The 11,952-nt window shown below is 40.8% G+C and carries 20 protein-coding genes; 1 reads left to right on the top strand and 19 read right to left on the bottom strand.

From position 1 onward, the window contains the following. Window positions 1-149, top strand: a 149-nt coding sequence (locus BA1_RS18900; protein ID WP_008361677.1) for an IS1182 family transposase, incomplete at its 5' end; no start/stop codon positions are given. Between the two features lie 62 nt (window positions 150-211). Here the strand turns inward: BA1_RS18900 and BA1_RS17175 are convergent. The 19 genes from BA1_RS17175 to BA1_RS17090 all read right to left on the bottom strand — a co-directional run. Continuing rightward, complete coding sequence (locus BA1_RS17175; RefSeq protein ID WP_008361675.1) at window positions 212-661, bottom strand: hypothetical protein; 450 nt, start codon at window positions 659-661, stop codon at window positions 212-214. A 102-nt stretch (window positions 662-763) separates the two neighbouring features. Next, window positions 764-1,585 (bottom strand): peptidoglycan recognition protein family protein, encoded by an 822-nt coding sequence (locus BA1_RS17170; RefSeq protein ID WP_008361673.1) that lies wholly within the window; start codon window positions 1,583-1,585, stop codon window positions 764-766. Window positions 1,586-1,604: 19 nt separating this feature from the next. Further along, window positions 1,605-1,868, bottom strand: coding sequence for a phage holin (locus BA1_RS17165; protein ID WP_008361671.1), 264 nt, complete (start codon window positions 1,866-1,868; stop codon window positions 1,605-1,607). A gap of 11 nt (window positions 1,869-1,879) precedes the next feature. Continuing rightward, window positions 1,880-2,092: a BhlA/UviB family holin-like peptide gene (locus BA1_RS17160; RefSeq protein WP_034739919.1), complete on the bottom strand. Its 213-nt coding sequence runs from the start codon at window positions 2,090-2,092 to the stop codon at window positions 1,880-1,882. 56 nt (window positions 2,093-2,148) lie between these two features. Further along, window positions 2,149-2,295 carry an XkdX family protein gene (locus tag BA1_RS18895; protein WP_008361668.1) on the bottom strand — a complete coding sequence of 49 codons (147 nt, stop codon included), beginning with the start codon at window positions 2,293-2,295 and terminating at the stop codon, window positions 2,149-2,151. After that, a complete protein-coding gene (locus BA1_RS17155; protein ID WP_008361667.1) occupies window positions 2,296-2,643 on the bottom strand; it encodes a hypothetical protein in 348 nt (115 codons plus the stop codon). Between the two features lie 2 nt (window positions 2,644-2,645). Continuing rightward, entirely contained in the window at window positions 2,646-4,064 is a 1,419-nt protein-coding gene (locus tag BA1_RS17150) for a hypothetical protein (RefSeq protein WP_008361664.1), read from the bottom strand. Window positions 4,065-4,097: 33 nt separating this feature from the next. Next, window positions 4,098-5,225: a pyocin knob domain-containing protein gene (locus BA1_RS17145; RefSeq protein WP_008361663.1), complete on the bottom strand. Its 1,128-nt coding sequence runs from the start codon at window positions 5,223-5,225 to the stop codon at window positions 4,098-4,100. A 7-nt stretch (window positions 5,226-5,232) separates the two neighbouring features. Beyond that, a complete protein-coding gene (locus BA1_RS17140) occupies window positions 5,233-5,406 on the bottom strand; it encodes a phage portal protein (protein ID WP_008361661.1) in 174 nt (57 codons plus the stop codon). Further along, a complete protein-coding gene (locus BA1_RS17135) occupies window positions 5,403-5,732 on the bottom strand; it encodes an XkdW family protein (RefSeq protein ID WP_008361659.1) in 330 nt (109 codons plus the stop codon). Before BA1_RS17135 ends, BA1_RS17140 begins: the two co-directional genes overlap by 4 nt. A gap of 10 nt (window positions 5,733-5,742) precedes the next feature. Further along, window positions 5,743-6,621, bottom strand: coding sequence for a hypothetical protein (locus BA1_RS17130; RefSeq protein WP_008361656.1), 879 nt, complete (start codon window positions 6,619-6,621; stop codon window positions 5,743-5,745). A 15-nt stretch (window positions 6,622-6,636) separates the two neighbouring features. Further along, window positions 6,637-7,020 (bottom strand): phage tail-collar fiber domain-containing protein, encoded by a 384-nt coding sequence (locus tag BA1_RS17125; RefSeq protein WP_008361653.1) that lies wholly within the window; start codon window positions 7,018-7,020, stop codon window positions 6,637-6,639. 11 nt (window positions 7,021-7,031) lie between these two features. After that, window positions 7,032-7,955 carry a YmfQ family protein gene (locus BA1_RS17120; RefSeq protein ID WP_008361648.1) on the bottom strand — a complete coding sequence of 308 codons (924 nt, stop codon included), beginning with the start codon at window positions 7,953-7,955 and terminating at the stop codon, window positions 7,032-7,034. Continuing rightward, window positions 7,942-8,988 (bottom strand): baseplate J/gp47 family protein, encoded by a 1,047-nt coding sequence (locus BA1_RS17115; protein ID WP_008361647.1) that lies wholly within the window; start codon window positions 8,986-8,988, stop codon window positions 7,942-7,944. The genes BA1_RS17120 and BA1_RS17115 overlap by 14 nt, the downstream gene beginning before the upstream one ends. Next, complete coding sequence (locus BA1_RS17110) at window positions 8,981-9,403, bottom strand: DUF2634 domain-containing protein (protein ID WP_008361644.1); 423 nt, start codon at window positions 9,401-9,403, stop codon at window positions 8,981-8,983. Before BA1_RS17110 ends, BA1_RS17115 begins: the two co-directional genes overlap by 8 nt. 14 nt (window positions 9,404-9,417) lie before the next feature. Next, on the bottom strand, window positions 9,418-9,684 hold the full coding sequence (locus tag BA1_RS17105) for a DUF2577 family protein (protein ID WP_008361642.1): 267 nt from the start codon (window positions 9,682-9,684) through the stop codon (window positions 9,418-9,420). Beyond that, complete coding sequence (locus BA1_RS17100; RefSeq protein ID WP_008361639.1) at window positions 9,681-10,691, bottom strand: XkdQ/YqbQ family protein; 1,011 nt, start codon at window positions 10,689-10,691, stop codon at window positions 9,681-9,683. Before BA1_RS17100 ends, BA1_RS17105 begins: the two co-directional genes overlap by 4 nt. Before the next feature lie 11 nt (window positions 10,692-10,702). Continuing rightward, window positions 10,703-11,371 (bottom strand): LysM peptidoglycan-binding domain-containing protein, encoded by a 669-nt coding sequence (locus BA1_RS17095; RefSeq protein ID WP_008361637.1) that lies wholly within the window; start codon window positions 11,369-11,371, stop codon window positions 10,703-10,705. Continuing rightward, a partial coding sequence (locus BA1_RS17090; protein ID WP_008361635.1) for a transglycosylase SLT domain-containing protein occupies window positions 11,364-11,952 on the bottom strand: 589 nt, incomplete at its 5' end. The genes BA1_RS17095 and BA1_RS17090, both read right to left, overlap by 8 nt.

Below are 11,952 nucleotides of genomic sequence, written 5' to 3'. Positions count from 1 at the left end.
TAGAGCTAATCTTTGCAGGTTCAAAACAACTGGGTGGGCTTCGCTACTGCCGGTTGAGGGGAAAACAAAATGTGAGTGAGCAAGTGCTTCTCACAGCTGCCTGTCAGAACATGAAGAAGATTGCCACACACCTAGCGAAGTTAGGCTAGGTGTGTGGGAGGCCTTTTTCATTCAATCTTATCCACCATCATTACGATGAAAATAAAAAAGCTTATCTGTCTGGTTCTTGAATTTGATAACCGAAGACTCCTTTTATCTCAACATCATTCCCACAGCCTTCTTTTTTGGTCAGTTTAATACCATGAGGTCTATAAATGTAGCGCCCACTTGATAAAATTTGGTCTGTTGCACTTAGATCATATTGATTACCCACATACTCTTTCACTGATGACGGAAAATCCGTTCCTGATAAGGATGTTCTGTAGAGTGTCACCTCTAAAGTACAGCCCTCTGCATTTAGTATAGAAAATTGGTAACCGTGTGTAGATGGATATTGTTCAGGATTATTTTGACCTCCTGGTACCCACAGATCTTTTTCCTGTTCCGTCATGATGAAATCGACTTCTACTTCTCGATAAATGGTCTTAGCTGCAACCTTTTCCATATTAAAATGGAACATGACAATGAAACAAAGAGACATTATTAATAATATTCTATTCATAAAAAACCCTCCTTTTACATTATTATACAATTTATAAGGGTTTAAGAGGGGATTTTTTCACTTTTTGATAATAAATAAGAATTCATTATTCATTCTCGTGTTTTAAACTTCTATGGCTTTACTTAATTTCTCTTTTGTCTTTGGACCATATACGCCATCAGGGATTAACCCATGCATCATTTGAAATCGAGACACTGCATTCGCAGTCTTGGGGCCGTAGTATCCATCAACCCCATTATTTTTTGCCCCCTTATCAGGATAGAAATAAATCGATGCTAAGGCTTGTTGTACTGCTACTACGGCTGACCCTTTTGTAAGAGGCTTCGTCACTTTTAAAATACCTGCAGGCAAACTGTATGTTTTTTTGACCTTGTTGCTTTTAGATGTTGATGTCGTTGATATGTTTTTGTTAGATGTTTCTTTCACAGGTTTAGCTGTTGTCATTTGACTTGTAGGTGCTGATGCAATACCAGCTTTGAAGCCATCCCACCGATTTAGCAGCTTACGCGGACATTCTTTCCCGCTCCAATGCTTATGCGGCACCACGTTTGATAAAGGAATTCCTAAATCTCCCATCAGTTTTCGAATGAGCCATTGGGCGTTTTCAACGGCTTGCTCAAAGTTACCACCTTCATTTTCACAAATCTCAATTCCAATTGATTTCATATTGCCGGTTCCTCTGCCATCCCCTGCGTGCCAGCCGTTTTCGTTTAACGGTAAATGCTGATAGATGACCTGATCATCGACAGTGTAATGCCAGCTAACCCCGGTACTTGCATGAGCAACAAACGCTGCATGATTCGCAGCATCGGCCCCCCGTCCAGTGTTCGATGTATTATGCACCGTAATATAGAGCGGCTTCATCATGTTTCCTGGTCTGTTGCGATTTTGTTTTGGGATGATCGCTTGAATGATTTTAACCATATTGTGTCTCCTTCAAGAATTATTTTGTTAACCCTCTTTGTTTCAGGGCATCTTTTTGCAATTGACCTTTATAGGTCACATAATTGTTTTTAAACCAAGCGATCACCGCAGTGACCATAGTGAAAATCGTGGAACCTGCAACATATAGTGCCTCTCCTACGGTTTGCACTTGCTCCTCACTAATCGGCAGCACCGTTTGTCCAAACATCACAAGCGTTTGATTGATGAGCGCAATAAAAAGAAGCACTGTGCGAATCACAGTGCCTTTGTCGAATGTTTTCATGATTTTTCCTCCTATTTTAAATTCCGTTCAATTTTATCGAGTTTGTCGATGACGACGTCATACTTCTCACTAAACTTCGCTAACACATCATTTTGCGCCTCGATTTGCTCATTGAGCTTGTTTTCTCGTTCCTTTGTTGTGTTGAGAACATAAAACAAAATCCAGCAAAAGAGCACAGCAAATGGGCCTTGTGTCATTAAATATTGAGTCAAATCCATTTCCACTACACTCACCTACTCCCTCACTTTGCGCATCCTTAAAGAAGGCAAAATAAAAACGCCTATTCAGCGTTTGTTGGATATTCTTCTTTTGTTATTTCTTTGTATTGTTCCGGCGTAATCTTTTCGAAACGAACAAATTTTGCTACATCTTCATTTTCATAACACTTCCATTGATAGAACAATGAAATACTACGAAACCAATCCAATTAAATGCCCCCCTTTTCATTGAGCAACATGACAAGTTCTGATGTTATTTTTGATTGTTCTTTTACTCTCTTTTCTGACTCTGCCAGCTGCTGAAGCAAATCGGCGTTTTGCTTTTTTAATAGATCAATATCTGATCGAGGCAGCGGCTTTGCCTGAAAGTGATCAATGTATTCTTCTGTTGCCGACTCATACCAAGCCCTTTTCTCTTCATTGTATTTACCTTTATACAAGCCATCTCGAGGTCTTACATCTGTATACCCTTCTGGAATATCTGCATCTTCTTCAATTTCTATTTCTCCTCCTGGAATGTAATTGAATTTTTCATCGTATCTATATATCCATTTCACTTTTATCCCTCCTGTGCCGATATGAATTTAAAGCCAAAAGTGATAAATTCATTTGGATTTGTCGTATTGGAGACGCTTTGTATATACACATTACCGTCAGTATGAATATATGTCCTGTGTGTTTGCGGTGTTGAACCAGCACCAATACTCGATGCTACCCCTATAAAATGCATACCCTGTATAGGACGATAACCACTTGGCAATGTAAAAGCAGGTACCTCAAAACCGATAGTACCTCCTGCAATAGATCCAATTAACTCCACCTCTCCAAATGCATTCTTATAAAATTGCACTTTTTGAGTGCCGTATTGTTTCCATCCGTTTAATAGAGTGGTTGGGGACTTCCATTCTATTTTCTCTGTATCGGTTAACAATCGTTTCCAACCAGAAAAAACACCCTCATTATGCACTGTTCCAAACCAATGCATATTATCATAACTTCTAATAATATGAAGAGTCTTACGTTTACCGGCTGCTTCTATAATATCCACATTAAACCAAGATGCATCATTGGTTGTAGGCATATTAATAGCATTCGTTCCAGACACGTAATAAAAACCAGACGGTAAGCTTAAAATATCTGTGCCACTAGAAATAAGCATTCTAGTTCCATTCGCTTTCAATAACGGATGCTCGTTCAATCTCTTCCAGCCACTCCATTCTTGCTGAGTACCCGTAACATCAGTTGTTGATCGATTGATGTACACATCGCCTGTATTATTTGCCCCAATAATCCAACCATAAATGTTTTCACTAAAAACAGATAAGGCTCTCATAGAACTTCTTGTTGGCAGATCAGGGTGTGCTTCATGGATATACCACGAATGCACGCCTGGTAATTTTAAGAGCTTATCTAAAATACTAGGATCATTTGCATTAATTCTTTCGTAAGCCTTTCCGTCGTCAGCAGTAATTTTAGATAATTGTCCTGCATCCCATTTATTTTTTTCATTTTGAGTAGGTAATTGAAGCCAGTTGATTCCAACGTCATTTACGTGATAGGAAAAACAAAATGCATTGCCTGAAGTGTCAATGGCGATGCCTATGCCTATATTATTTTGACCTACTAACTGAAAGCCTCTTAATGCTGCATTGCCTATAGCAGGAGAATCAACTACACCCGAACCGCCTGGAGCATAGAACGAGCAGGCACCTAACGATTTAATCCCATTATAAATACTACCGCCGGCAGGAATATTGACCAACTGGGACCCGCTATCATTTGTCATTTTATATAGCTGAGATTGATTCCATTTCTGCTTTTCTGTTTCAGATGCATGAGATGTTGTATCACTTTTGTGCTGATTGATTTGATCTAATAGTCCAACATCATTTTCAAGAATAACTTTAACCATGTCATTAAACAGTTCCGCATGGGCTTTGTCACTGGTTTTGAAACTACGAGGTGTCTTTATTTCCATGTGATTCTCCTTTCATATTTCAGTTGTATTGAATTATCTGGTAGTGAACTTAAAACCAAATGTAATAAACTCAGTGGGATTGGCATTATTTGAAGAAGACTGTACACATACATTTCCATTCTTATCTATTAATGTACGATGGAATTGAGGTACTCCTGGTGTTCCTATACTTGAAGCGACTCCTATAAAATGGATCGCCTGCTTCGGCCGATATTCTTCAGACAAATTAAACACTTCATTATTTCCTAAAGTTCCACCTTTTATCGCACCTACTATTTCAACTTCTCCTAACAGGTTCTTGCGATATTTTACTGGCAAATTAATAGGATCATATTCCTTCCAACCATTTATAATTTTTTCAGGTTTTTTCCAAGTACCTTCTAATAAATCTGAAAACGTGATTTGCTTCTCCCATGGTGTCCATGTTTCTGCATCCTGTTTACGAACTCTAAAGTACGTGTTTTTCCCATAAACAGATTCGTATGCTATTTGTATTAATGTATTTCCGTAACTCATGACCAGTAAAAACACTCGATTAACGGATGGTGGACCGTTTACTCCAGGATTATAAATGAGATACATGCCTGTCTGAGTAAGGCTATTATAGTCTGTCTCACTAGCAACTCCATGATAAAAGGGCTTTCCATTATCTTGTGTAATTTTTATTAGCTGACCGTTGTCCCATCTTATCTTATCACTTTCAGAAGGCAGTTTTGTCCATGTCATAGATGTATGTCCGGCATTATAACTGAAAAAATAAGCATTTCCTGTACTATCAATCGCAAAGCCAGAACCAATATTTCCCTCACCTGCTGTCTGCAGCCCTCTTATCGAGACATTAGTTGGTGCAGGAGAATCCTCGACGCCAGCAGCTGCAAAAAATGTACATGTTCCTTTATTTTTTATCGCATCAAAAATTCTCGCATCAGCTGGCACATTAATTAACTGACTTCCATTATCTGCTGTAATTTTATAGCTCTGCGACTCATTCCATTTCTTCTTTTCTGCTTCAGTTGTATGTGATTTCGTATCATGTGTATGGTTTGTGAGTTGTCCTAATAGCCCAGTATCATTTTCAAGAAGTACTTTGACCATGTCATTAAACAAATCAGCATGCGCTTTATCGTTTACTTCAAAAGGTTTTGGTTCTTTTATTTCCATTTAGCTTTCACTCCTTCGCTTTGAAGCTTGGATCGATCTCTTGTAGCTGCTCTACCGTGAGCACCCTTTGCTGACAGCCTACATTTAGTTCTTCAATTGAACAGTCACCTAGCTCGATTGCTTGCTTGACCATTTCAGGAGTCACCCATTTAAAATATAAAGCCATTACCCAATAATTCATGTTTCACTCTCTCCTTTATATAAAAGGATCTCTCTTTTTAACGCCTTTAGTTCGTTTGTTAGATGATCACATTGATGTTCAAGTTGTTTTCTCATCAGCTTTTCTTTCGCTACTTCCTGCGCTAGAAATTCAAGCGGCAGAGGTGGTTGATATCGAGGATTGATTTGAGATGCCTCCCACCATTCCTTCAATTCTTCTGCCGTTGGCTTTGGCACATCTAGATGCCATTCGTTTATATACGAACCGTCGCCGTCATTTCTAAGCTCAAAATCCTTTTGCGGATCCGCATCGGGGTATTTATACTTAATGGCTTCATATAAAATCATCAGAATCCTCCTACACTCTCGGGAAATTTCGTCCGCCTAATTCCGTAATATCGAAATAGTTGTACCAGCCTGAATTATCAGATATATAACGATCGGAATTTCCCGCATATCCTATATACATGTAAATTTCAATGTAATCTCCTTTATTCGCTGGCACATTCGCAGCCCCATATAAACCTATATCAAGTTTTGCCGTTTCAGAGGGTGTGGCAGGGAGATGTCTATAATGAGATATATTTTTATAATTTTTACCATTTAAAAAAATAGACAGCTCAAAATTTGCATACATTTGAACCGTCTCAATATAGACTCCAGCGTTTACTAGATACATACCGTTTTCCGGACAAATAAAACGACTATTTTTTATATCAAAATGATTGTGACTATCTTTTATTTTTCGATTAAAAAGGATTTTTTGTCGCTCTGCATTATTAAGCAGCTGCTTACCAGTTGTGCCAATATTCGTATGAAGAAAACCAGAGAGTTTATGCCAGTCTGTCCACCCCGATCCCGTCCACCAATGCCTGCACCAAATTCCAGTACTATCAAAATAATTACCAGCTTCGTTTCCAGTACCATAATAGTATTGTACAAATCGAAAATTACTGATCTTCTCATTCTTCACAAAGCCATATCTCGTCGGATATCCCTTATCATTGGCTTGGCCAATATCCATAAACGTAATGCCAATTGGATATTCCTCACCGCTGACTGATGCATCTTGAATGGCTTGGTCGCCTGTTAAAATAAACAAGCTTTCATTCGTGATTCCTGCTATTTGATGACTGAGCGCATTGTCATTCTCCACAAGTGTGTTGACCATTCGGTTAAATAAGTTCGCATGGGCTTTGTCAGAGGTTTCAAACGGTAAAGGTGATTTTATGTTCACTTCTTTTCCCCTCCATTAATAAATATCATCAATCTCAAATACGAATTCAATGTCGCCGTCTTTTTGTTTGTCTGTCATGGTGCGGACGGCGGTGAATTTGCCGGCTTCGTCGACAAGGGCTAGTTCATTGATGACTTCTCCTGCGAGTTCTCCTTCGGCGATCGTGCAGGTGTAGCGGATTTTTGCTGGTTCCATGAAGGTAAATGAATCGATATCTTTTTGAACTAATTCTTTTTTGAGTGCTTGTTCAGTACCGTCAAGAGAGAGAGGTTTTCCATCCTTTGTTCCTCCATTTCCGAACGCCATTTTGACGACTTTTGTGAGTTTTGTTCCTTCTGCTCTTGCCTTTGCCATTTGTTGACGTGCATAAAGTGTTGTTACGGTTAATTGATCAGCCATTGTGATCCTCCTTATAGCTCTATTTTTGTAGAAGTTGCTGCCAGCATTTTTGATCCGTCAAGCGGAACGGATCCATCTAGAATCCAGTAATGATCCTTAATCAGTAAGCTGCCGCCCTGTTCATTTTGAACATGCACTGGCAGGCGGAACGTCATCCTCTTTTTCGTGTGGTGCGGGAGCTGGTTCTTTGCGTGCAAAGTCAGTGCCGCGGCCTGCTTCGTTTCATGCACTGCTCCGGTCATGACATAATGCATGCGGCATGTTGTTTCCTTCTCTTGTTGAAGCGGCATCCTCATCTTCAACGAATGCCTAAAACGAGCAGGGACATCCGTTGTACCTCGTGTCCCGCTCAGGTAGAACGTACCATTTAATACAAATTCACCATTGAGTAAAATCGGGATATGATCGAAAAAACCCACCCTGCTTCGCAGTGTGAGCCGCTGATGATGATCGTTTTTTTCATGAACATCGGTATGATGATTAGCGGTGAACGTATACGCCAAATGAGCAGGCTTTAACGTTTCGAGTATTTCGACAATATATCTTGTGTTTTGCAGGTCATCCAGATTTACACGTAACGCAAAATGATAGCGATTGGCTGTGAGGCGGATGATCGCACTTGGATTTTTAAGAAAGCGATTCACCGATTTCTCTAAAGAAAGATACGTGATTGGCGGAATGTTTGACATCATATTGAGTAAGCGTGCCCTGCGCAGCTCAATCGAATCATCTGATTCTCGCTGCACCTTGAGCATTCTTTCCCACCTATTCAATCCCCACGTCGCTGTTAATGGAAAGAACTGATCCGTTACATCAAAAATGGATTCGTCCAATTGCTCAAACTCTGGCGCCTCTGTCCTTAGTAAATGGTCCACATCATAAATTTCCGTGAAATATGGCGGCAAGTAGTTTTTCATTTCATCATGTTTGCTCAATAACCTTCACCTGCCTAAGACGCGGTATTTCAATGTCCTGTAATACTAAGTTTTTCGACTCACCATTCAGTAAGACGTTTGCATAATCTGACACACTTTCTGAATGATACAAAATATCATTTAAGGCGGACATGCGGATCGTACTTTTTTCAAATGCGATTGATTTTAACAACGCTTTGATCTTTTCTTCTATTTCTTTTTGCGCCCCTTCAAGTGTCCAGTCCATTTGAAGTTCGACGGCCATTTCTATGTCAATATCCAGCCATTTGGCGCTTTCAACGGTTGCTTTTGCACCAATAGGAGATTGTCCTTCCCCTTCTCCTGGCACAGGGTCGATATACTCCTGTACCCTTTTGACAAGTAGATCAGAGGCTACATCTAGATTGCCGTCAGTGATGACAATTTTGACCGTTCCCTCTCCATTCCAAAGCGGGAACACTTTCGCTCTGCCGACACCAACCACTTCCTCGGCCCACTTTTTGTAATGGGCTCTGTTGGCACTGACAGCCTCTCTCCTTGCACGTATTAAATATCGATCATATAATGAAGCGTCATCTTCCTCCTCTTGCCCCGGTATCACGAGTTCTTTCATGATCATCGATTCAAGGCCTGGGATTGTATCAAGTGATAGCAGCGGTTGACCTGTTAATTGCCCATTGCCGGCTGTACCAGTTGTCTCGCATTCCAATGTGCCATCCTTCGAATATTGAAAATAAACATCTTCAATAAAAAACCTTGAGCCTATAGGGATGTTTACATTCTCCGGTTGAATGGCTGCGGACCAGACCGCTGTGGTGGCCGGCTTTCGTTCAATTCCTACTTCAGCCGCTCGTCGATCTAAAAATTCGCCCTGCGCTGTATCAGCAAACACAAGATCAAATACTTGATCAAGCCAAATATACGACTGAGCCAGTTCAGCGGCAGCAGGTGCCAGGGCATTCCAAATGATGCTGTTTTCTCTTTTATCTATGTCATCTGGCAGCCTGTCCAGCATTCTTTCCATCAATGCTTCATACGTTTGCTCCTCAAACATCGGCCTCCATCACCTCCTCTATTTCTAATGTGCCCTCATCTGTGACGACGGCTAGTCTGACTTGAAACGTGTCATTTTGCTTCGTGACCTCTATTTCTTCAATATGATCAATACGCTCGTCAACGATTAGTGCTTCTTCTAGCAATCTTGGAATCTCCATTTCTTTGTATTCGTCCGTTGCTTCTGTGTCTGTCAATAGTTCCTGAATTTCAGTGCCAATGTCGTGGCTGTAGATAGGATGTGCATACCGCTCTGTTCGCAATGTCATATAAATGAATTGCCTGATCGCCTCAATCCCCGAAATGACTTCATTTGTCAGCCTGCCATTTTCAAAATCTATGCGATACGTCATCGAGGTTTCTACCTCGTCGTCTTCTTCTGTTTCCTCGATTTCTTCCTCTGGTGAAAGTGCCACGTTCATCACCTCCCTTACAATTTGTCGATGATGTAGAAGGACTGTCCTCCCGCCATTGCGAGCACCATAATACTGTCTCCCGCTTTTAATTCATCATCCTCCCCCTTATTTAAGCGCTTTGGCCAAATAAGCAGTTCTTCTGGAATGATCAACTTACTATTTTCATTTAATCTGATATTGAGAGGCGAAACCGCCGTGACTTCTCCAATGACCAGATCAATTGGAGAGGCTGCGTCTACTGCATTGACAGCGAGTCGTTTAATCGCTTCACTTAATCTCACGCTTGATCACCCTTTGGCATAACATTTTTCTCAACAACGTCAATGGTCATGGTGTGTTTCACTCCATTGAATTCATGCTTGTCTTGATCAATCCAGTAGGTTTTTTTTACGTTGATTTCTGGGATTTTCAAATAGATTGGCAGACCGCTTTGCAGTTCAGGAATTCCGAGTGCTTGTATGCTTTTCACTTCTTGTTTGACGCCTTTTTTCTCTGCCAGACGAACTTTTGCTCTTTGCTGGAGCTGCGGCTGATTCATTTGTCCAGTCACTGTCTCAACATGCTGTAAAATGCCATACTTACTTTGACCCGCTTTATCCTGTTCGATCACCACAATATCTGATTTGCTTCCTTTTTTCTTATTCTTCCCCTGTTCATCTACAGACGTACGCATCTTCACACGTGTTGCTGTCTCTTCAATAGAGGTGCTGTACTGATAATCAATAAGATTGACGCCTGATTCAATGACCCAGATGTCCTCTGGATCAGGCCAAGCTCGCAGTCCCATCTTGCCTTTAGCAGAATAAATTTGATAATTTCTACCGGTTTGCCGCTTCGTTTCCTTGAGTGCTTTCAGAATGATGTCATACAAACTCGTGTCATTTTTAAAAACAAGAGACTTCATGACATGTCCTGTATTGGCGATGGAGGTCATAGGGATTTGAAAGTCAGTTCCAATTCGCTTCAAAATTTGATCTGCTCTTTGATTTGAAAACACATATACATCTTGGTTTTTCACTAAATATTGGAGCATATCGTATGCGGTAAAGGTCAGTTTCCCATCAACAGGCGTCCTAGAAAAAACGATGCCTCTGAACAGCTCTTTTCCTTTCCATTTAAAAAGAACCGTGTCTCCTTCTGAGACACGGTAATATGTTTGACTGCCTTGCTTTGTGATAATATTCGCCTGAATAGAGCGAGGAGCTTGATACCTTTGCCCCTGAAGTGTCACACTTTCTGTAACAAGCTCATACATAGTGCCGCTTCTAATGGCAAAAAGCTCAATCAATGTCAGCCCCCCTATTGTGGTATTTTTAGTTTTTGTCCAGGAAAAATCCAATGTCCCGGCTGCTTAATATTGCGTTTACTTCGTTTAATCATCGCTGCTTTATTGGCATTCCAAATACGCCGCCATTTTGTACTATCGCCATAAAACCGGCCTGAAATGGCCCACAAAGTATCGCCTTTTTTGACGGTGTACAATTTTGGTGGTGATGCTGAGGGTCTTTTCTTTTTGGTTTGTTTCGCTTTTTTCTTTTGTTTGATTTTCCTAGGCGATGCTGTTTTATATTCCTTTAGCTCAATCGTAAATTCACGATCACCAATATCATATGACCCTTCCTTGTGGGTAAAGCTTTCAATGCTGCACGTCATATTGATTTTAGTCCCTGTAACAATCAATCGCACGGACTTCTTCGACCGCATCATTCGTTCAATTTTCGCTATTGCATTCTCTGGTGATGGAATGCTTTTATATTCAGCAATCGGCGAATATTTCTTAGGAAATAATGAGGTGAATGATACTTGTTTAGCCGATGGCACATCAATAAAGGTCAGTTCTCCAAAAGAGGCGACCTTCACTGTTTCATTTTGTACATGATTTGTGATTTCGAGTTCGGATGGAAGGACAGGGAATCGCAGCTTGTCCTTTCCTTGGGAAATCCACAATTGATACACTGATTTACCCATCGATCACGACTCCCTTCGTTCCTGTATGAAGCTCTACTTCCAGTTCGTCTACGAGCATTTGTCTTATTTTTTCGACAAGAGACTGTTGATCTTGTCCATTGTGGAAATGCTGATCTCCATTGAACTGGATGGTGATTTGTTTCGTTCCCGATGATGTAGAACCGCCAGCTGATGATTGAGCTGAGGTCACTTGCTGCATCTGGGATTCTGGTAAAGGAGCAGATGCATTTGATGGATCATAGACTTGCATCCCAAGTGCCTTGGCTGCCTGCGTCAATAAATATCTTCCGCGAATGCCTCTTTCTTCTGGAATAATCCATTCACGTTTGTTTCCTTCACCGACTCTAGCTACCTGCTCCTGAGTAATCAGTCCGCCATTTGCGTAGCCTTTATAAGGACCGCCTCTTCTTATACTCCGTAATCCCGGTGTATTGAAGACTGTGCCATATCTGCCCTTAATGTAGTTAATGGCTGCTACGGCATTATGAATTGGGTTCCAAATATCATTCATGCCCTTGCCTTTATTGGAGTTAAACGTCGGATCAATGGTCTGCATCAATCCTTTAGACGGCGTTCCTCTC

It is taken from the genome of Bacillus xiamenensis, from assembly GCF_000300535.1.
Classification (GTDB): Bacteria; Bacillota; Bacilli; order Bacillales; family Bacillaceae; genus Bacillus; species Bacillus xiamenensis.
This window is presented reverse-complemented; position numbering and strand designations above follow the sequence as displayed.

Bases quoted from the DNA above. Each gene is read 5' to 3' on its own strand.
- BA1_RS17175 (WP_008361675.1), bottom strand. From the start codon at position 661: ATGAATAGAATATTATTAATAATGTCTCTTTGTTTCATTGTCATGTTC.
- BA1_RS17170 (WP_008361673.1), bottom strand. From the start codon at position 1,585: ATGGTTAAAATCATTCAAGCGATCATCCCAAAACAAAATCGCAACAGA.
- BA1_RS17165 (WP_008361671.1), bottom strand. From the start codon at position 1,868: ATGAAAACATTCGACAAAGGCACTGTGATTCGCACAGTGCTTCTTTTT.
- BA1_RS17150 (WP_008361664.1), bottom strand. From the start codon at position 4,064: ATGGAAATAAAGACACCTCGTAGTTTCAAAACCAGTGACAAAGCCCAT.
- BA1_RS17145 (WP_008361663.1), bottom strand. From the start codon at position 5,225: ATGGAAATAAAAGAACCAAAACCTTTTGAAGTAAACGATAAAGCGCAT.
- BA1_RS17140 (WP_008361661.1), bottom strand. From the start codon at position 5,406: ATGAATTATTGGGTAATGGCTTTATATTTTAAATGGGTGACTCCTGAA.
- BA1_RS17135 (WP_008361659.1), bottom strand. From the start codon at position 5,732: ATGATTTTATATGAAGCCATTAAGTATAAATACCCCGATGCGGATCCG.
- BA1_RS17125 (WP_008361653.1), bottom strand. From the start codon at position 7,020: ATGGCTGATCAATTAACCGTAACAACACTTTATGCACGTCAACAAATG.
- BA1_RS17115 (WP_008361647.1), bottom strand. From the start codon at position 8,988: ATGTTTGAGGAGCAAACGTATGAAGCATTGATGGAAAGAATGCTGGAC.
- BA1_RS17095 (WP_008361637.1), bottom strand. From the start codon at position 11,371: ATGGGTAAATCAGTGTATCAATTGTGGATTTCCCAAGGAAAGGACAAG.